Here is a 19,152-nt window from a genome sequence, read left to right on the forward strand (position 1 = left end):
TAGTCGGCTCTCGTCGGCCTCAGATTGTTATGTATTTCATATGTAATCTAAGCTCAGAGATGCTCTGTAGACGAATCCTGAAGGTCTCTACTCGGAACACGTACCGACGGTCCGATGGGATCGGGCATTCGACACGCGTACCCGCGACCGAGCGGCCGTCACCTCGGAGGCGTTCTCCTCCCCCATCGACTATTTATCCGTCTCCTCGCCCAACTCTCCGACCGTCATGCGAGCGTTCTTCGCCGTCAACCTGCCGGACGACCTCGCGGAATCGGTCGCGGAGGCGCAGGCCGCGTTCGACGGCGTCGAGGGCCTGCGGTTCGTCGACCCCGAACAGGCGCACGTGACGCTGAAGTTCCTCGGCGAGATCGGCGAGGCGGCTGCCGACGACGACTCCTCACCCTCTCTCGACGACGTGATCGCGGGTGGCGAACGCGCGGTCGCGGCCGCCGACGTGAGGCCCTTCGAGTGCTCCATCGAGGGTTTCGGCGTCTTCCCGAGCCTCGACTACGTCTCGGTCGTCTGGGCGGGGGTCGGCGCCGGGAGCACGGAACTGACTGCGCTTCACGAATCGCTGGAGGCAGAGACGACAGCGCTCGGCGTCGACCCGGAAGAACACGTGTTCACCCCGCACGTCACGCTCGCCCGGATGAACGATTCCCGCGGGAAGGGGCTGGTGCAGTGGGTTGTCCGCGAGCGAGACCCAGATATCGGTCGGTTCGAGGTCGACGCGGTCCGGCTTGTGCGGTCGACGCTGACGATCGACGGACCCGTCTACGAGTCGCTCGCGTCGTTCGAACTCTGACCGCCGTCGGTCTCGCCGCCGCTCTCCGCGCCCGGATGCTCGACCCGGACTCGCGTCACCCGCGTCGGCGTCGCACCGGTGACGGTGAGCGTCACCTCCCCGAGCGCGAGGGTGTCGCCCTCGGCCGCGATCCGGCCCATTCGCTGGGTGATCAGCCCCGCGACCGTCTCGACGCCCCCGTCGACCGGGAGGTCCAGTCCGAGCGTCTCGTTGAGATGCGCGACGGTGGTCCACCCGCGGACGACCGCGGCGTCGGGCGCCACCACGTCCACGTGATCGGTCTCCCACCCCCCCACGAGTTCGCCGACGACCTCCTCGACGACGTCCTCCAGCGTGACGATCCCGACGACCGCGCCGAACTCGTCGACCACGACGGCCATTCGCCGTCCGGTCGACCGGAACTCGTCGAACAGTTCGTCGATGGGCTTGGTCTCCGGGACGAACGTCGGCTCGTGGACGGCGCTCGCGAGGGGGTCACCCCGCTCGTGGGCGCCGATGGCGTCACGCACGTCCACGGTTCCGACCACGTCGTCCCGGTTCTTGCCGTAGACGGGCATCCGGGTGACGCCCTCTCGCCCGGCGGTCGCGAGCACGTCGGCCGGGGTTGCGGTGTTCGGCAGCGCCACCATGTCCGTGCGAGGGACCATCACCGCGGAGACGGGCGTCGATTCCAGGTCGAGGACGCCGCGGATCATCGCCCCTTCCTCGGGGTCGATCGCGCCCGCGGCCTCTCCCGAGAGCACGAGCGTCTCGATCTCCTCGCGGGTGAGGTACGATTCGATGTCCGACTCGCCGCCGGTGAAACGGTTGACGACCCCGGAAAGCGCCTCGAAGACGTACAGCACGGGCCGGATGACGCGCTGGAGCGCGACGACCGGACGAGAGACGCGGAGCGCGTGCTTCTCCGCGTGGGCGACCGCGTACGACTTCGGGGCAATCTCGCCGAAGACGATGACGAAGACGCTCGTGACGACCGTCGACCCGGTCGCGGCCTGTCCTCCGGAGAAACCGAACCGGACGAAGACGGCGGTCGCGACCGAGGCGGCCGCGATGTTGGCGACGTTGTTGCTCACGAGGGCGGTGACGAGGAATCGATGCGAGTCCTCGCGGAGCGCCGAGAGCGCCCGTGCGCCGGGTACGTCGGCCGCGAGCAGCGAGTCGATCCGATGGATCGGCACCGAGAAGACGGCCAACTCCGAACTGGAGAAGAAGGCGCTGATCCCCGTCAACACGAGGATGGCGGCCACGCCGACGAACGCGATGGTGATGTCCATGTTTGTCCGTGCGGCCGGATATAAAAGGCAGTACCGCCGTGGAGCGAGCGAGTCCGATGCACGAGCGGGAGGACGGCGGCGAGCCAAGTGGTGTCGTGCCAAGATATGGTGTACCAAGAGCTGATATACCAAGTTATGGCGTACCAAACGCCGGCAACGGCGACGAACGATCGCCGATGCGGGCGTCGCCCCCCACCGCGATCTGGACAGCACGAACGAGGTGGTTCTACCCGAAACGAAGGGGTTGGATGCGCACAATCGCGGATCATTCAGGAACAAAACACGGCGCGATGAAGAAAGGGTTAACCTCGCCCCGCCGGTGGATACGGGCATGAAGGTACTCGTGACCGACCCCATCGCGGACGCGGGGTTGGACCGACTCCGAGACGCCGGCCACGAGGTCGAAACGGACTACGAGGTCGAGGGGGAAGCTCTCCTCGACGCTGTGAGCGACATCAACGCGCTTATCGTCCGCTCCGGAACCGACGTGAACGAGGCCGTTTTCGAGGCCGCCTCCGAACTCGTCATCGTCGGCCGAGCGGGAATCGGCGTCGACAACATCGACATCGAAGCCGCCACCGACCACGGCGTCATCGTCGCCAACGCGCCCGAGGGGAACGTCCGGGCCGCCGCCGAGCACACGGTCGCGATGACGTTCGCCGTCGCGCGCTCGATCCCGCAGGCGCACAGTCGCCTCCTCGCCGGCGAGTGGGCGAAAGGCGAGTTCCTCGGCACCGAGGTCAACAACAAGACGCTCACCATCGTCGGCCTCGGCCGCGTCGGCCAGGAGGTTGCCAAGCGACTCGACTCGCTCGGGATGGATCTGGTCGTCTACGACCCGTACATCTCCGAGGAGCGCGCTGATCGACTCGGCGCCGAACTCGTCGAGGACCTCCACGAGGCGCTCGCTCGCGGCGACTTCGCGACGGTCCACACCCCGCTCCTCCCCGAGACCGAAGGGATGATCGGCGAGGCCGAACTGGCCCAGTTGGAGGGTGGGTACCTCATCAACTGCGCCCGCGGCGGCATCGTCGACGAGGACGCGCTCGCCGAGGCGGTCGACGACGGCGTCCTCGCGGGCGCCGCGCTCGACTCCTTTGCCGAGGAGCCGCTCCCGAAGGACTCCCCGCTGCTCGACGTCGAGGAAATCGTCTTGACCCCGCACCTCGGCGCGTCGACCGAGGCGGCACAGGAGAACGTCGCGGTCGACACCGCGGAGGCCGTGCTCGCGGCGTTCGAGGACGAACCGGTGCTCACCGCGCTTAACGCGCCCTCCGTCGACGAGACGGCGTTCCCGCGGATCAAGCCGTACATCGCCGTGGCGGAGACCGCCGGGAAGGTCGCCGCGCAACTGCTCGACGGTCGCATCACGAGCGTCGAGGCGACCTACGAGGGCGACATCGCCGAGGAGGACGTCGAACTCGTCACCGCGAGCGCCCTGAAGGGCGTCTTCGAGCCGCTGGAGTGGCAGGTGAACTCGGTGAATGCGCCCCGGCTTGCCGAGGAGCGCGGCATCGACGTAACCGAGTCGAAGACCCGCCAGACCAAGGACTTCCAGAGCCTGGTCCGCATCACCGTCCACAACGGCGAGGACTCCATCGCCGTGGAGGGCACCCTGTTCGCGGGTGATGACCCGCGGATCGTCCGGATCGACGGCTTCCGCGTCGACGCGGTCCCGTACGGCCACATGCTGGTCGCGCGCAACACCGACGAGCCGGGCGTCATCGGGCTCATCGGCACCGTCCTCGGCGACTACGACGTCAACATCGCCGGGATGTACAACGCTCGGGAGACGCAAGGCGGCGAGGCGCTCACCGTCTACAACCTCGACCACGACGTTCCCGACGCCGCCATCGAGACGTTGCTCGCGGACGACCGCATCGTCGAGGTCACCGAGATCACGCTGGACGATGCCGACGAGCGGAAGGCCGAGTAACGGGCCGGCTGCGCCCTCTTATCGGACGCTGGTAGCTTCCCCGCGGTGCGAGGTGTGACCCTTCTGCAGAGCGACACGGTGGAACCACGCGGGATACGCGGACCGCGCCGTCGACCGAGACGGGGCTGTCGCATCGAACACGTCCGATACGAGTCGATACGCGCTCTGACGCCCCGCTGCACTCTCACACGCTGCGAGCGGGCGACACACTTATCTTAGTCTGTTGTCGAATGTCCGAGGTGACAGAATCGTATCGATCGCTCGGTGACTATCTCACCGACTCGACGACGATTCTTCTCCTCGCGCCGGCGGACAGCCCTCCGGACGACCGCGCTTGTATGGACCTGCTGACTCGGGAACCGCCCAGCGAAACCAACGTACTGGGCGTTACGCTCTCGGCGTCGCCTTCCGAACAGCTGTCCACCTGGCAGCGCGAGTCAGGCGACGAGCTCCCGGCCCGGACAGTGATCGTCGACGGGCGCACGGGGACGACGGACGGCTGGCTTCCGACCTCGGACTCGGGGTCGTTGTCCGTCCGCGAGCTCTCCGAAAATCCGGATCTACACGATATCGGTCTCGCCATCGCCAACCAGCTTGGCATCTGGCGGAACACCGACGAGTCGACGGCCGTGTGTCTCAACTCGCTAACGGCGTTGTTCGCCGCGTACGACGCCGATCAGGTGTTCAGTCTGATCACCGCTCTCAACGACCTCTGCGACGAACACGACGCGATCGCTCACCACCACGCCGATCCGGACGCGCTCGACGACGAAACGGTGACGACGCTCCGCCCGCTGTACGACGCGGTGCTCAGGTACACCCCCGAAGGCGACTGGATCCCGACGGAGAGCGAGGCGACGGAACCGAGGCCGTCGTTCGATTCGACGACGCCTCCGCCGGGCGGACGCGCGAAGACGGACCCCGACCGCCCCGAAACCGTCCCGATGCGGCACTCCTTCGATACCTTACTGGACCTGTTGTCGTCTCCGCGTCGACGGACGCTGCTGTACTACCTGAAAAACCAGTCGACGGACGAGTTCCCGCTCGACGACCTCGTCGAAGACGTCCACGCCATCGATCGGTCGCTGCCGGTCCGCGAGTACGCCACGTGCGAGGCGGTTCGGACCGAACTCATCCACACGCACCTGCCGAAGCTCGAAGCGGTCGGGATCGTCCGATACGACGCCGACACCGAAACGGTCCAGTACGCGGTGAATCAGGGGCTCGAATCCTATCTCGACTACATCGAGACGGTCGAACTGGGCTGACCGGAGTCGCGCCGCGTCTCGCTCAGCGGCCGAACGTTCCGTCGGAGGGGCGGTGGGTTACCCGTGGAGGTGATCGAGCACTGCGTCCACGTCGTTCGGGACGGGTTCGGGCTCGCCTCCGGCCTCGTAGGCGGCCTCGGGGTCCTTCAGGAGGTGCCCGGTCGTGAGACAGACCACGCGTTCGTCGTCGTTTACGACGCCGGAGCGCCGGAGCTTCTTCAGCCCCGCGAGACTCGCCGCGGAGGCCGGCTCGACACCGACGCCCTCGGCGGCGAGGTGGCGCTGTGCGGCGGTGATCTCCGCGTCGCTGACGGCGACGGCGGTGCCGCCGGTGTTGCGAATCCCGGGAATCGCCTTCGGCGCGTTGACCGGGTTGCCGATGCGGATCGCGGTCGCTCGGGTCTCGACCTCCTCCCACCGACGGATCTCGTCGTTCCCCTCCTCGATAGCCTCGACCATCGGCGCGGCGCCCTCGGCTTGCACGCCGGTCAGCTTGGGGACGTCGTCGACGTCGAGCGCGCCCGCCTGAACGAGTTCGCGAAACGCTTTATAAAGGGCAGCGGTATTGCCCGCGTTGCCGACGGGGAGGACGATCCGGTCCGGGAACGTCCCGTAGTCGGCGTCGAACTCCTCCAGAATCTCGAATCCGATGGTCTTCTGCCCCTCCAGACGGAACGGGTTCAGGGAGTTGAGCAGGTACGCCTCGCCACGCGCGGCCAGTTCCTGGACGATGTCGAGACACGAGTCGAAGTTGCCATCGACTTCGAGGATGCGAGCGCCGTGGAGGCTCGCCTGCGCGACCTTCCCGGCGGCGACCTTCCCCTGCGGGAGGAGCACGAGCGTCTGCATGTCCCCGCGTCCGCCGTAGGCTGCGAGCGCGGCCGAGGTGTTCCCGGTAGAGGCGCAGGCGAGCGCGCCGACGCCCAACTCCTTGGCGACGCGAACGCCGACGGTCATCCCGCGGTCCTTGAACGAGCCGGTGGGGTTCATCCCCTCGTGTTTGATGCGGAGCGTGTCGACGCCCACCGACTCCTCGATCCGCGGAACGCGGTGGAGGGGGGTGTCACCCTCGGGGAGCGTGACGCCCAGGTCGAACGGGAGCGACTCGCGGTAGCGCCAGACGCCGCGGTCGGGGCCGTCTGTGGACGCGCCCGACCCGAACTGGTCGAACGTCGGCGGATCGGCGTAGCGCACCTCCAACAACCCGTCGCACGCGTCGCAGGTGTACCGGACGTCCTCGAAGGGGGCGAACGTCTCGTCGCACTCGATGCAGGCGAGCCACGTCCCGTCGTCGGCGCAGTCGGGCGCCGCCGGGGTCGGGGCGTCGATAGCGAGGTCCATTACGTCGCCGTCCGTGCCGGTGCGGCTTAAGACGGGCGGTCGGGACGGACGTTGCCGTCTGTGTGTGTCGGGACGAGCAGGGGCGAATCGGGTGGGCGTGGGCGCGAGTCGGGACCGAGAGCGGTCCGCGGGCGCTCAGTCGACGATGATCTCGGAGCTCTCGTCGGAGCCGTCATCCCCGGAGCCGAGCCGGTCCTGGTAGCGCTGGATCCAGTCGGCGAAACAGTCCGGACAGAGCCGCTGGGTGTCGATGTTCGCCCGGTCGACGCTCAGCCGGACGGTCCGCGAGAGCGCGTTCGTCGTCGGCTCGCCGCAGCCGTCACAGGGCTCAGTCGTCGGCGCGTCGCTCATACCCATCGGTCGCGGGGGCGGCTCTTAAAAGTACGTCGGCGGACGGGAGCCCGGCGGCCGCCGCGACGACGTTACACCGTTCGGAATGCGCGGTCGCCAGCGTCGCCGAGGCCGGGGACGATGAACCCGTCGTCGTTGAGCCGGTCGTCGATGGCGACCGTCAGCAGGTCCGCCTCGGGAACCTGTTCGCTCACGCGAACGAGCCCGTCGGGTGCGGAGACCGCCGAGAGGACGAACAGGTCCTCGAAATCGGGGGCCTCGTCGAGGACGTGGTCGAGCACCGCGCACATCGTCGAGCCGGTCGCGAGCATCGGGTCGGCGACGATGACGGTGTCGTCGGGGCCGATTTCGGGCAGCTTCACGTAGTCGATGGTGATCGGGAACTCTCCGTCGGTCATCCCGGCCTCCTCGTCGCGGCCGGCGGAGATGACGCCCTGTTTCGCGCGGGGGAACGCCTTTAAAAGACCCTCGACGAACGGGGTTGCGGCCCGCAGCACGTTGATGATGACCACGTCGTCGAGCCCTTTCACGCGCTCGCCGGTGGTCTCTTGCAGCGGCGTCGTCACCGGGACGTACTCCGTCTCCATCGCGCCGTCGATGATCTCGTACCCGCAGATGCGGCCGAGCTTCACGAGCCCCTTCCGGAAGCCGACCTGCTCGGTCTCGACGTCTCGGAGCCGCGAGAGGGTGTCCTTCGCCAGCGCGTGCGTGATGAGGTACGCGTCGTCGCGGTCTTCGATCGTCATTGTCGGGAGAGGGACCGCATCCGGCTTAAAACGTGGCGAACCCCGCCCGTTCGCCGCGGTTCGTCAGCGCCGCCGACTCACCGCAACACGGCGACGTACGTCACGCCGAAGATGATCAGCGCGAGCGTGCCGACGTTCGCCACGGTCAGCGCCGCCACGCCCAGTCGGTCGAGTCCCCAGACGACGGTCCACGCGAACCACGCGGACAGGACCGCGTTCAACAGAAGGATCAGCCGCGGGTCTCCCTTCGAATTCTCGACGCCTTCGCGGATTCCCTTCGGCTCCTCGCTCATAGGGGAACTCGTGGGAGTCCGGTACTTAGCTCTTTGTCCGTGCGGCTCGTATGGGGTCGCATGAGTGTCGAGGTCCACGTTCATAACCGACGCGGCGACCGGATCGACCCCGTTCCGTTCCTCGTCACCGCCGGGCTCGCGTTCACCTTCGCGCTCTCGTTCGGCCCGATATACGGGCTCTCGTACGGGCTCACGCTCGCGACGTCGCTGGCCTTGTCGACGCTGGCGTTCGCGGGCGCGACCGCGGTCGCCTACCGACAACTCGTCCGCCGCGCCCCGCCGCTCGACGCCGGTCCGCTCCCGCCCGGTCCACGGATCGAGCGACTGCTGTACGCGGGTATCGGCCTCGGCGTTCTGATCGTCGCGCTCACGGTCCCGCTGCTGTGAGCCGCCTTCGCCCCGCGCTCGCCGTCCCGACGCGGCTGTGCGCCTGAGTCACACAGCACCGGGAGAATAAGACCTCGGAACGTCTACGATCGTTCATGGGTATTCTCGATACGGTGACGGACATGATGGCCGGATCGACGCAGCACGCGCCGGGAAACGCCGGCGACGACGGCTCGGAGGGCTCGTACTGGTGTGGCGACTGCGGGGTGCGCGTCAGAGACGTCGCGGTCGACGACGAAGGGCTGGACCGCGATGACAACGGGACGCCCGCCTGTCCCGACTGCGGCGAGTCGATGCGGTTCGAGCGTGCGAGCGGGACCGGCTGCGCTTGCTGACCTCGCCGGCTTCGGTCCGGCAATCTGAGACGCTTTTTAGGGCTCGCGGAGCGCCAGCTCCTCGCCCTGCTCGGTCGGGAAGGGGAGTCCGCCGCCGATGTCGCTTTCACCCTCCTCGAACGCCGCCCACTCCTCGTCGGTGACGAGCGCCTCGTCGAGGCGCTCGCGGATCGTCGCCTCGTCGATGCCCGTGCCGATGACGACGTACTCCGTCAGACGGTCGCCGTGCTCCTCGTCCCAGTCGAGGTTCGGCCGGTTCGAGCGCAGCATGTCGCGCTCGACCGACGGGAGGCTCGCGATCCACGGCCCGAGTGCGCTGACGCGAACCGACGCGCCGGCCTGCCCCACCTGCTGACGCTGGTCCGTGCCGGCGATCCAGAGGGTTCCCTTCGACCGGACGACGTCCGCGGGCAGATCGCCGAGGACGTCGGCGATCCGGTCCGGGTGGAACGGTCGCCGTCGGCGGTAGGTGAAGGAAGTGACGCCGTACACCTCGTCCGGGTGGCGGTGGGCGTGCCCCTCGTCTCCGTCGCTCTCCCCGTCGTGGTGGTGGTCCGCGTCGGCCTCGGCCAGTGCGCGCTTCCACCCCGGCAGGTCGCCGATCTCGCTCGCGTCGAACAGCCCGACGCCGAGTATTCGATCGGGGTCGACCGCGGAGAATTCGGTGACGACCGTCTCCGCGTCGGGCTGCAGCGCGCCGACGAGTTCGACCGCCTCGTCCAACTCGGCCTCGGTACAGAGGTCGGCCTTGTTACACACCACCAGGTTCGACACCTCCACCTGTTCGACCAGGAGGTCGGAGAGCGGGCGGGCCTCCTCGTCGTCCTCCGCGGCGACGCGCCGTTCGGGGGTCCCGTCGCCGGCGAAGGCGTCGAGGAACCGCCGCGTGTCGATCACGGTCACGAGCGCGTCGACGCGGTATCGAGCGGCCGCGCGCGACTCTGTCGTGAACAGCCGCGCGACCGGTGCCGGCTCGGAGATGCCCGACGACTCGACGACCAAGTGGTCGAAGGAGCGCTCGTTCGCCAGCCGGACCACGGCGGTTTCCAGGTCGTCCTGCAGCTCGCAGCAGATGCAGCCGTTCGACAGCTCCGTGACGCCCTCGACGTCGACTTCGGATTCCTCGGCGATCAGCTCGGCGTCGACGTTGACGTCCCCCATGTCGTTGACCAGCACCGCGATGTCGCGATCGCCGGCGTTCCGCAGGAGGTGGTTCAACAGCGTCGTCTTCCCCGCACCGAGACTCCCCGAGAGTACGGTCACCGGAATCCGATCGTCGTCCATGCAGGTCGGTCAGTGGGCGCGCCCCTTCAACGTCGCGGCGTCTCGGCGTCACGGTTGCGGCGTCTCGGCGTCACGGTTGCGGCGTCTCGGCGTCACGGTTGCGGCGTCTCGGCGTCACGGTTGCGGCGTCTCGGCGTCACGGTTGCGGCGTCTCGGCGTCACGGTTGCGGCGTCTCGGCGTCACGGTTGCGGCGTCTCGGCGTTGCGGGTCGAAGTCGATTCGACACGGCTCCATTCTGCCGCCGACACGGAGCGTTCTCCCCGGCGTACGGACCGTCCAAACCGGCCGCAGACCGACCCCTCGGGGCTCGCGCTGCTGTTCGGCCCGCATCCGTGACTGCCGAAAGCCGACACGTTGATACGTTACGCCCGCAGACCGACGACCATGTTCCAGTACGTGTCGGCGGTGAGCTTCGTGGCGGTCGTGATGACCTTCCTGATGGTCATCGCGATGCTGTACCTCGTCTGGGGCGCGCTCGACGGGGACGCACACGCGCCGAGTCCGGACACAAACGAGCAGCCGGAGCTCGGCGACGACGAGTCGGCTGACGCGGACGAACTGCAGGCCGAACTGGCCGCCGACGGCAACTCGGCCTGACCGAACCGCGTCGGCCTCATCGTCGAGCGTCCCACCCCGACCCCTGCGAGCGCTCGACGCGCGACCGCGACAGCTTTTAACACGCCCCGACCGTCACGCACGACAATGACAGTCGCAGACCGGATCGAGACGTTCCGAGCCACCCTTGAGGAATGGCTCCGCGGCCTGTATCACGGGATGTTCACGCATCCGGCCTACGAGAAGATCGAGAAGGAGGCCGAGGACACGGAAGACGAGTTCATGCTCGCGTGCTTCCCGGACGCCTTCGGCATCCCCTCGCCGGTCTCGTACTACACGGCGGAGCTGCTCCCGTACCTCGAAGACGAGTTCGAGGCGTGGGAACGGCGGCTGTGGGACCGCGAGAGCCTCATGGAACGAAAGGGCCAGCAGTACCACTTCTGATGGAGCAGTTCGTCTTCTTCGGCGGCAAAGGCGGGGTCGGCAAGACCACCGTCTCCTGTGCGTACGCCTACCGCTGTGCGAACGCCGGGTTGCGCACGCTCGTCGTCTCGACCGACCCCGCGCACTCGGTGTCCGACGTGTTCGACCAACAGTTCGGTGACGACCCCGAACCGGTCGACGGGGTCTCGGGGCTCGACGCGATGGAGATTGACCCCGAAGACGAGATGCAGCGGCACCTCCAACAGATCCGCGAGGGGCTCTCGGAACAGGTGTCGGCGGCGATGGTCTCGGAGATCAACCGACAGTTGGAGATGTCGCACGGGACGCCGGGGGCGTACGAGGCCGCCCTCTTCGACGCGTTCGTGGGTGTGATGCGCGAGGAGAGCGAACCGTACGACCGGATCGTCTTCGACACCGCACCGACCGGGTCGACGCTCCGACTGCTCGGGCTCCCCGACTTTCTGGGCGACTGGATCGACCGCCTGCTGTACAAGCGGAAGCAATCGATCGATCTGTTCGAGAAGGCCGCCATCGGCGACATGGAGCCGCGGCGCCTGATGGACGGCGACCCCGTCTTGGAACGGCTCCAGCGACGCAAGGAGTTCTTCGAGTTCGCGGGCGATACGATGCGGAACGACGCCGCCTTCTTCCTCGTGTTGAACCCCGATCAGCTGTCGGTCAACGAGACCGGTCGAGCGATAGAGGGGTTCACAGAGCGCGACCTGCGCGTCCGCGGGCTCGTCGCGAACAAACTCACCCCGTCGCCGGACGACGACGAAGCGGGGCGCGGAGCCACCTATCTCCGTGAGAAAGTCGCGACGGAGCGCGACCGTCTCGATCAGGTCCGCGAGGAGTTCGACCCGCCGCTGGTCGCCGAAATCGAATCGCGAACCAGCGAGGTCCGCGGGGACGTGCTGTCGGACGTTGCTGCCGCCCTCGACGTGGAGACCGGAGCGCCCGTGAGCGCGCGCGAGTAAGAACCGAGACGGTCAGCGTAGAATCAATAACCTGCCAGACGAAACGAACGTTGACAGGTCGCTCTCGTCGGTGTTTCTGCGGTTGAATCGCGTAACTATCACGGTTGACGATAATACTTAATACGCTGTTTCCAAACCGCGTTACTGAGGCAGGGCTATACATGACAAACGTAATCTGGATAATGGTCGCGGTCCTCGGAACGTTCTCTGTCGGGTATATGGGATACTCGCGGTACCTCTCGCAGTTCGTTGATCTCGACGACGAGCGAGAGACGCCGGCACACAAGTACGAGGACGGGCAGGAGTATGTACCGTCGAAAAAACCGGTACTATTGGGGCATCACTTTTCAAGTATTGCGGGCGGCGCGCCGATCGTCGGTCCGATCACTGCGGGAGTAATCTGGGGCTGGGTCCCGGCGATGCTGTGGATCGCCATCGGGAACCCGCTGATGGGCGCGGTCCACGACTTCATCTCGCTGTCGAGTTCGATCCGTCACGAGGGGCGGTCGATCGGATACATCGTGGGTCAGTACGTCGGTGAGCGTGGGAAGAACCTCCTGCTGTGGTTCGCGTTCCTCACGATCATCCTCGTCGTCGCGGTGTTCGCCCTCGTTGTCGGGATCGTGTTCAACGCGTACCCGCAGGTGACGACCGCGAGTACCGTCTACGTGGGGCTCGCGCTCCTCTTCGGGGTGTACCTCTACCAGCTCAACGGCCCGTTCGTCCCGGGGACGATCCTGTTCGTCGCCGGCGTCTTCGCCGGCGTCTGGGTCGGCATTCAGTACCCGTTCGCGCTGTTCGCGCTCGCCGAGGGGAGCCACCCCGCGGGAACGATCGTACTGTTCAGCGGGAGCACCGGCAGTTGGGTCCCCGGCGCAGCCGCGCTCGGCGGTAACACCGCCGGCTGGATCCCGCTCGTCATGCTGTACGCCGGCATCGCGAGCGCGCTCCCGGTGTGGGTGCTGCTCCAGCCGCGTGACTACCTCTCGTCGTTCCTGCTGTACAGCGGGGTCGGCGGGGGCGTGCTGGCGATCATCGTCGGCACGATCCTCGGCACGTCGAGTCAGCCGCTTGTCATCAGCGACTCGATCGGCGTCTTCGAGGGCTTCTGGGGCGTCGAGGCCGCGGGACTGTTCCCGCTGTTCCCGCTGCTTTTCATCACCATCGCCTGCGGGACGATCAGCGGGTTCCACTCGCTCGTCTCCTCGGGGACGACCTCGAAACAACTCAACAAGGAGAGCGACGCCCGCCTGATCGGTTACGGCGGAATGCTCGGTGAGGGCCTGCTCGGCGCGCTCGCGCTGTCGACGGTCGCGGTCGCCGGAGTGACCGGCGGCGGCGGTATCGGTCGAGCTCTCCCGAACTTCGCCGACGGCGGCGGAATCATCCTGACGAGCCTGGGTGTGCCCATTGCCATCGGGAGCGTCTTCATGGCGCTCGTCCTGGTGAGCTTCCTGCTCACCTCCACCGACACCGCGGTCCGCCTCGGTCGCTACATGATGGAGGAGATCGTCGGCATAGACGACGGCATGACCGTCTCCGGGCTCTCCGGAGGTATCGGGGCGGCCGCCCGCGGTCGGTACACGAACCCGGTCATCCAGATCGGTATCGCGTACGTCCTGATCATCTCGGGCCAGTGGCAGACGCTCTGGGGGCTGTTCGGCGGTGCGAACCAGCTCCTCGCGGCGCTCGCGCTGCTGACGGCGACGGTGTGGCTCGCCAACTGGGACGAGTCCAAACAGCTCGTCTCCACGGGCGTCCCGATGGCGATCATGGTGACTATCACCGTGCTCGGGCTCGCGTGGATCGCGCTGTACAACAACCTCTACGTCAACCTCATCCAGGGCGGCGCCGGCACGATCGGCGCACAGCTGTCGTCCGCGGCACAGCTGATCTTGGGCCTCGTACTGATCTACATCGCCCTGTCGCTCGTCCGGATCGGGATTGGTAACCTCCAGTCCGTCCGGAGCAGCGAGCCGCCCGCGGCCGAACCAAGCGACGACTGACGACGACGCGGCTCCGCGGTGTCGAATTTTTTAGGTAAAATCTCAACCGGATCAGCGCCAGAACCGCTTCGTGAACCGCGAGATGATGCCGTCGTCGGGGTTCTCGACCGGCGCCCACAGCCGAAGCGCCTCGGCGCTACTCGCGGCCTCGCTGGCGACGAGGCGCTCTTCGTCGGGCGCGACCACGACGAGATTCACCTCGTAGTGACCGTAGTAGCCGAACTTCAGCAGGGTCCGGTCCCGGAACCCGTCGACGAACTCAGCGACCTGGTCCGAGATCCGGTCGGCGACGATCACGACCGTGACGTCGGTGCCGTAGTGCTGTTCGTTCCCCTCGACCCGCTCGTCGGCGACGCCGTGGGCGAACTCCACGAGCCGCTCCAACTCGCCGACCGTCGGGTCGGACACGTGCCGAGCGAACAGGTACTCCATCACGTCGTGGTCCGCGTAGCTCAGGGCGGGGTGGAGGAACTGCTTCTGATTGCGCATCCGCATCTCGGCGGTCAGATCGAAGCGCTCGCCGTCGACGACGACGTCGGCCTCGAGGTCGTAGCTGTACATCAGCCGGTCGGAGACGCGGTCGAGGTACTCGTCGTCGTAGTCGGGGACCGCCTCGCGGATCTCGGCCGGTAGTTCCTCGGGGTCGCGTCGGCCGTCGCTCCCCTCGGCGGCGTCACTCATCGTCCGGATCGTACGCGACCGCATCGCCGTCGACGGGCGGCGCCCCGATCGCCAGTACGGTCACCGGCTCCGTCGCGTCGGCCGGGTTGTACGCCCGCTGCGGGCTCTCCGGATCGACGACGAACAGGTCGTCCGCGGGCACCTCGTAGGTCTGTTCCGGCGTCTCCACCGAGAGCGTCCCGTCGAGGACGTAGAACGCCTCCTCCTGGGTCTCGTGGTAGTGGTACGCCAACGGCAGCTGCTCGCCCGGCTCGGCATGGAAGCGGTTGATCGCCGCGGAGTCGAAGCCGCCCGGCTCGGAGAGCTTTCGGCATTCGCAGGGGCGATCCGGCTTCGGCTCCACCGAGTCCGTGTCGACGACGCGGTATCCCATGAGAACACATTCCACGGACCGATTGAAAAGCTCATCGGGGCAGCGTCGGTCGGTTCCGAGCCGCCGTCGGTCACCGAAGAACCGCCGCAGCACTGCCGACGGCGGGTTTTATGAGCGTTGAACACGATCGTTCGGTAGAGAATCACATGTCCGACGAAGAGATACAGTCCGAGGCGTGCGGACGGTGTTCGATGTCGACCGTCGTGGGTGCGGTAAACGGCGATAAGGACCCGGCGGAACGCGCCGAGCACGACCCGTTCGCGGGCGAGCGCATCGAGGTCACCGAGTCCTCGATCCGCCGAGTGTCGCCTGCTGGGTTCCTCGCCGACCTCAAGGACCGGGTCGACGACCTTGGGCGTCGGCTTTCGTACGGAAAGTAGGTCGCGATCGGTCAGTCGATTGAGCCGATCGCTCACGTCAGGTCGGAGAGACTTATACGCGTCCGTTACGTATTGGGGGCAACCCGATGGAAGAGAGCATCTCCGGCTTCAAGACGCGCGGGGACTGGGGAGACGTCGTCGAGCACGGCGAACGGATCACCTTAGCACTCCGCGAGACGGGCTCTGACAGCGACGCCTTCTACGACTTCGACGAGTGGCGACCGAAGGCCCACGAGCGCATCGACGAGGACGTCTCGGCGAAGACCGCCGATCAGGCGTCAGTCTCCGAAGGCGAGGGCGAACAGGCCGGTAAAACGCCGAGCGACGACCTCCAGACGGCCGGAGAGAAGCTCACCGAGTCCTACGAGAAGGTCGAGGAGAACGACACCGAGAGCGCGATGGAGAGTTGGGGCGAGTCGATCGGCCACGTCGCTCGCGCGGCCGACTCGGCCAGCCGAAAGGCGCTCCGAAAGGTCGAAGACACCGTTTACCGGAACGTGATGACCCAGATGGCACCGTACTACTTCGACAACGAACTCGTCAGCGCCAACATTCAGGAGGTCGGTCGCAGCGAGGCCGGCGAGACGTTCGAGTTCGAGGTGAACGTCAACGACGACGAACTGAAAGAGGATGTGAGCGACATCCTCGCCGACTACGAGTCGGAGATAGACCGCTGGCACGTCGAGACCGAGAAACGCACGGACGACATCGCCGCCGCCGAGGGCGTCGAACCTCCGGAGAAGGAGGGCGGCCCGGATTCGACGATGACGTAACTCCCTCGCCGAGCCACGCACGGTTTTAATTCGACGAGCGACAAACAGTGCCTATGCCCGAGGTACTCCGGATCGAGGCCGGCGAGCTGTCGGCCGACGAGATAATCGACGCACTCAACGACGGCCGCCGGATACTCGTCGACGTCGAGGTCGCCGGCGGTCGTCACGAGGTCGTGCTCCGATACGACGGCGAGACGTATCACTGCGACACGCCGACGAACCTGCACCGTCACACGGAGGAATCGGAGATGCGCGGCTGTCTCGACCGGATGGGATACGCCGGCGTCGAGGTCGATCCCGACGACTGACCCGACCGTCGTCGGCCGACCGTAGCCGCCGTCGCCGCCCCTCTCGGCCGCAGTCCGCCGCGGATGGCGACTTTTAACCCGGCCGCAGTCGAACGACGGCCATGAGCGACCCCGAGATCGAGGACCTCGTCGGCGACGTCTCTCCCTCGTTCGAACACGTGCTCTCCTGCGTGTTCGGCATTCGAGACCACGAGAGCCGCACGTACCTGACGCTGCTCGATCACCCGGGGAGCACCGTCGCCGAACTGGCCGAAACCCTCGACCGGGACCGGTCGAACGTGAACCGCTCCCTGTCGACGCTGCGGGACAAAGGACTCGTCGAGCGCCGTCGACGGCTGCTCGACTCCGGCGGTTACGTCTACCAGTACACGGCGATCCCGGTGCCGGAGGCGAAAGAACGGCTCCACGACGCGCTCGACGAGTGGGTCGAGGGCGTCCACACGGCGATCGACGCGTTCGACCCGGACGATCGGGAGTGAGCCTACTCGCCGTCCGCTTCCTCTTCCTCGTCCTCGTCGTCCGCCTCGTTCGCGGCGCTTAATCCATCGTCGGCGGGCCGGTCGAGTGCCCGTGGCGCGTCGTGGTGGTCGGAGTAGCCGTCGAACCAGCGAGCGATCCGCTCGATGCGGTCGACGACGTGTCCCGGCTCTCCGGAGCGCGAGAGCTCGTGCCCCTCCCGCGGGTAGCGAACGAATCGCGTATCGACGCCGTTCTTCCGGAGAATTCGGTGATACAGCTCCGCCGTGCAGATCGGCGTTCGGGTGTCGTCCTCGCTGTGGATCAGCAGCGTGGGGGTGTCGACCGCGTCGGCGTGGCCGGTGGGCGACTGCTCCCACAGCCACTCGGGCTCCTCGGAGGGAACGGTGTCGAAGTCGCCCTCGACCAGCTTGTACGCCGCGTCCGTCGACCCGTAAAATCCGGTCAGGTCGTACACGCCGCGCTGGGAGACGGCCGCGCGGAAGTAGTCGGTCTGTCCCACCGCCCACGCCGTCATGAACCCGCCGAAGGAGCCGCCGGTGAGGAAGGCGTTCGTCTCGTCGACGGCCGGTCGCTCGGCGACCGCCTCCACGCCGGCCATCACGTCCGAGAGGGTCACCGCGCCCCAATCGCGCTCGATCGCCTGCATGAACGCCTCGCCGTAGCCGGTCGACCCGCGCGGATTCGACCAGAAGACGACGTACCCGCGAGCCGCGAGCGTCTGGAACTCGTGCCACATCGTCCCCGCGGTCGACCACATCGCGTGAGGGCCGCCGTGGACCTCGACCGCGAGGGGGTACGCCTCGTCCGCCTCGCTCCCCTCGCCGTCAGGGTCGACCGCGGGCGGCGTCAGCACCCATCCTTGGATCTCCGTTCCGTCGGACTCGAACCGGATCTCCTCCGGTTCTCCGACCGCGTGCTCCGCGAGGTACGCGGCGTTCAGTTCGGTGAGTCGCGTCGTCTCGCTGCTCGACGCATCGTGCGCGAAGACGTCACCCGGGTGGTCCCACTCGCTGGCGGCGAACGCGACGGTCACTTCGCCGGGACCGGCACCGTCGTCGCCGCCCACGGTCGCGCCGGAGACGGTCCCCGGCCGGAGGAGGCGCTCGGGGGTCTCGCTCCCGTCGGCGGGGACGTGCCACAGCGCGGTCTTCCCCTCGTCGGGGGTCGCGAAGTACAGCGTCGCGTCGTCGGGGCCCCACTGCGGCGCGGCCTCGTAGCCGAGTCCGTGGTCGACATCGCCGGTGAGATCGGTCACCGCGCCCGTCTCGCGGTCGACGACGCGGAGGTCGACCGGCTGCATCGACACCTGCTCGGGCTCCGCGTGGGTGAAGGCGACGCGGCCGTCGGCGGTCGCGGCGAGTGCGGCGCCCCAGCCGGTCGTCGTGTGGACGTGCTCGGTGTCGCCCGTCTCGAAGTCGTGCACGCGGATCGCGATCTCCGCGGAGTCGTCGGGGTCGTCGCCGACCTCCTCGGCGAAGTACAGGGTGCCGTCGTCGCCCCAGTCGGGCGCCGAGAAGTCGGCGTCGCGATCGGTCACCCGCTCGACGCCCTCGGCGGGATTTGCTCCGGTCGCGCCGCCGACCGCCGCGTCCGCGGCGACGACGTAGACGCCGGCCCACCGGCCGTCGAAGAACTGCTGGTCGGAGCGGTAGACAGTGCGGTCGATCACGCGCGGATCGGGGTGATCGTCCGGCTCGTGTTCCTCGGGGACTGACAGGTCTCGGTCCGCCTCGCGATCGTCGGCGGTCACCGACTGCACGAAGGCGATCCGCTCCCCGTCCGGCGACCACGCGATCTCGCTGACGCCGCCGACGACGTCGGTGACTCGCTGAGCCTCGCCGCCGTCGACCGGGAGGACCCAGAGCTGCTGGCGGTCGTCGGCGGCGCCTCGCGTCGAGGTGAACGCGATGCGGTCGCCGGACGGGCTCCAGCGCGGTTCCGCGTCGTTGCCCTCGGTGAGGGTGAGGCGTCGGGGGTCGCTGCCGGCAGCGTCGACGAGGTAGACGGTCGACTCGACGGCCTCGTCGTCGGTCGGCTGGCGTCGCAGGAAGGCGACCCGGTCTCCGTCGGGCGAGAGCCGCGGGTCGGCGGGCGTGGCGATGTCGTGATAGTCGGCCGCGGTGACGCGATCCATGGCGACGGATCGGCTGCCGC

General features: G+C 67.5%; 22 protein-coding genes. 13 read left to right on the forward strand and 9 right to left on the reverse strand.

Annotated elements, in window-relative coordinates:
* Positions 1–226 precede the first annotated feature (226 nt).
* Positions 227–805: an RNA 2',3'-cyclic phosphodiesterase gene (gene thpR, locus ACNS84_RS05430; RefSeq protein WP_435073833.1), complete on the forward strand. Its 579-nt coding sequence runs from the start codon at positions 227–229 to the stop codon at positions 803–805.
* On the opposite strand, the gene ACNS84_RS05435 is transcribed toward thpR, so the two are convergent.
* A complete protein-coding gene (locus tag ACNS84_RS05435; protein ID WP_435073834.1) occupies positions 775–2,079 on the reverse strand; it encodes a hemolysin family protein in 1,305 nt (434 codons plus the stop codon). The genes thpR and ACNS84_RS05435 overlap by 31 nt on opposite strands.
* Positions 2,080–2,410: 331 nt before the next feature.
* Here ACNS84_RS05435 and serA point away from each other — a divergent pair, with 331 nt between their 5' ends.
* Positions 2,411–4,015 carry a phosphoglycerate dehydrogenase gene (gene serA, locus ACNS84_RS05440; RefSeq protein WP_435073835.1) on the forward strand — a complete coding sequence of 535 codons (1,605 nt, stop codon included), beginning with the start codon at positions 2,411–2,413 and terminating at the stop codon, positions 4,013–4,015.
* A gap of 239 nt (positions 4,016–4,254) precedes the next feature.
* Positions 4,255–5,283, forward strand: a complete 1,029-nt coding sequence (locus ACNS84_RS05445; protein WP_435073836.1) for a DUF7504 family protein — start codon at positions 4,255–4,257, stop codon at positions 5,281–5,283.
* Between the two features lie 57 nt (positions 5,284–5,340).
* Here the strand turns inward: ACNS84_RS05445 and thrC are convergent, their stop codons facing one another.
* The 4 genes from thrC to ACNS84_RS05465 form a co-directional block, all read right to left on the reverse strand.
* Positions 5,341–6,624, reverse strand: a complete 1,284-nt coding sequence (gene thrC, locus ACNS84_RS05450) for a threonine synthase (RefSeq protein ID WP_435073837.1) — start codon at positions 6,622–6,624, stop codon at positions 5,341–5,343.
* 135 nt (positions 6,625–6,759) lie between these two features.
* Complete coding sequence (locus tag ACNS84_RS05455; protein ID WP_435073838.1) at positions 6,760–6,975, reverse strand: DUF7569 family protein; 216 nt, start codon at positions 6,973–6,975, stop codon at positions 6,760–6,762.
* 71 nt (positions 6,976–7,046) lie between these two features.
* Positions 7,047–7,721, reverse strand: coding sequence for a uracil phosphoribosyltransferase (gene upp / locus ACNS84_RS05460; protein WP_435073839.1), 675 nt, complete (start codon positions 7,719–7,721; stop codon positions 7,047–7,049).
* A gap of 77 nt (positions 7,722–7,798) precedes the next feature.
* Positions 7,799–8,014 (reverse strand): DUF8107 family protein, encoded by a 216-nt coding sequence (locus ACNS84_RS05465; RefSeq protein ID WP_435073840.1) that lies wholly within the window; start codon positions 8,012–8,014, stop codon positions 7,799–7,801.
* A gap of 60 nt (positions 8,015–8,074) precedes the next feature.
* Between ACNS84_RS05465 and ACNS84_RS05470 the strand changes: the two genes are divergently transcribed.
* Together ACNS84_RS05470 and ACNS84_RS05475 are read left to right on the forward strand one after the other, a co-directional pair.
* The gene (locus ACNS84_RS05470) at positions 8,075–8,401 is read left to right on the forward strand and encodes a hypothetical protein (protein WP_435073841.1); all 327 of its coding nucleotides are present in this window, start codon (positions 8,075–8,077) and stop codon (positions 8,399–8,401) included.
* Positions 8,402–8,496: 95 nt separating this feature from the next.
* A complete protein-coding gene (locus ACNS84_RS05475; RefSeq protein WP_435073842.1) occupies positions 8,497–8,736 on the forward strand; it encodes a hypothetical protein in 240 nt (79 codons plus the stop codon).
* A 36-nt stretch (positions 8,737–8,772) separates the two neighbouring features.
* On the opposite strand, the gene ACNS84_RS05480 is transcribed toward ACNS84_RS05475, so the two are convergent.
* The gene (locus ACNS84_RS05480) at positions 8,773–10,020 is read right to left on the reverse strand and encodes a CobW family GTP-binding protein (RefSeq protein ID WP_435073843.1); all 1,248 of its coding nucleotides are present in this window, start codon (positions 10,018–10,020) and stop codon (positions 8,773–8,775) included.
* Positions 10,021–10,405: 385 nt separating this feature from the next.
* Here ACNS84_RS05480 and ACNS84_RS05485 point away from each other — a divergent pair, with 385 nt between their 5' ends.
* The 4 genes from ACNS84_RS05485 (at position 10,406) to ACNS84_RS05500 (ending at position 14,003) form a co-directional block, all read left to right on the forward strand.
* A complete protein-coding gene (locus ACNS84_RS05485; RefSeq protein WP_435073844.1) occupies positions 10,406–10,618 on the forward strand; it encodes a hypothetical protein in 213 nt (70 codons plus the stop codon).
* Positions 10,619–10,723: 105 nt separating this feature from the next.
* Positions 10,724–11,020 carry a DUF7990 family protein gene (locus ACNS84_RS05490; RefSeq protein ID WP_435073845.1) on the forward strand — a complete coding sequence of 99 codons (297 nt, stop codon included), beginning with the start codon at positions 10,724–10,726 and terminating at the stop codon, positions 11,018–11,020.
* Positions 11,020–11,997, forward strand: coding sequence for an ArsA family ATPase (locus ACNS84_RS05495; RefSeq protein WP_435073846.1), 978 nt, complete (start codon positions 11,020–11,022; stop codon positions 11,995–11,997). The genes ACNS84_RS05490 and ACNS84_RS05495 overlap by 1 nt, the downstream gene beginning before the upstream one ends.
* A 161-nt stretch (positions 11,998–12,158) precedes the next feature.
* Positions 12,159–14,003: a carbon starvation CstA family protein gene (locus ACNS84_RS05500; RefSeq protein ID WP_435073847.1), complete on the forward strand. Its 1,845-nt coding sequence runs from the start codon at positions 12,159–12,161 to the stop codon at positions 14,001–14,003.
* Between the two features lie 51 nt (positions 14,004–14,054).
* Here the strand turns inward: ACNS84_RS05500 and ACNS84_RS05505 are convergent, their stop codons facing one another.
* Positions 14,055–14,684: a DUF8052 family protein gene (locus tag ACNS84_RS05505; protein WP_435073848.1), complete on the reverse strand. Its 630-nt coding sequence runs from the start codon at positions 14,682–14,684 to the stop codon at positions 14,055–14,057.
* Positions 14,677–15,057: a cupin domain-containing protein gene (locus ACNS84_RS05510; RefSeq protein ID WP_435073849.1), complete on the reverse strand. Its 381-nt coding sequence runs from the start codon at positions 15,055–15,057 to the stop codon at positions 14,677–14,679. Before ACNS84_RS05510 ends, ACNS84_RS05505 begins: the two co-directional genes overlap by 8 nt.
* A gap of 110 nt (positions 15,058–15,167) precedes the next feature.
* Between ACNS84_RS05510 and ACNS84_RS05515 the strand changes: the two genes are divergently transcribed.
* From ACNS84_RS05515 to ACNS84_RS05530, 4 genes are all read left to right on the forward strand, one after another.
* Positions 15,168–15,437: a DUF8007 family protein gene (locus ACNS84_RS05515; RefSeq protein WP_435073850.1), complete on the forward strand. Its 270-nt coding sequence runs from the start codon at positions 15,168–15,170 to the stop codon at positions 15,435–15,437.
* A gap of 86 nt (positions 15,438–15,523) precedes the next feature.
* Positions 15,524–16,210, forward strand: coding sequence for a DUF5828 family protein (locus ACNS84_RS05520; RefSeq protein ID WP_435073851.1), 687 nt, complete (start codon positions 15,524–15,526; stop codon positions 16,208–16,210).
* 53 nt (positions 16,211–16,263) lie between these two features.
* Positions 16,264–16,518 carry a DUF8001 family protein gene (locus tag ACNS84_RS05525; RefSeq protein ID WP_435073852.1) on the forward strand — a complete coding sequence of 85 codons (255 nt, stop codon included), beginning with the start codon at positions 16,264–16,266 and terminating at the stop codon, positions 16,516–16,518.
* Positions 16,519–16,619: 101 nt separating this feature from the next.
* On the forward strand, positions 16,620–16,997 hold the full coding sequence (locus tag ACNS84_RS05530) for a helix-turn-helix domain-containing protein (protein WP_435073853.1): 378 nt from the start codon (positions 16,620–16,622) through the stop codon (positions 16,995–16,997).
* Positions 16,998–16,999: 2 nt separating this feature from the next.
* Here ACNS84_RS05530 and ACNS84_RS05535 read toward each other — a convergent pair whose 3' ends face one another.
* Positions 17,000–19,132 (reverse strand): S9 family peptidase, encoded by a 2,133-nt coding sequence (locus tag ACNS84_RS05535; RefSeq protein WP_435073854.1) that lies wholly within the window; start codon positions 19,130–19,132, stop codon positions 17,000–17,002.
* Positions 19,133–19,152 lie beyond the last annotated feature (20 nt).

Origin of the sequence: Halorubrum wangae (assembly GCF_051194135.1) — an archaeon.
In the GTDB taxonomy this organism is placed as follows: domain Archaea; phylum Halobacteriota; class Halobacteria; order Halobacteriales; family Haloferacaceae; genus Halorubrum.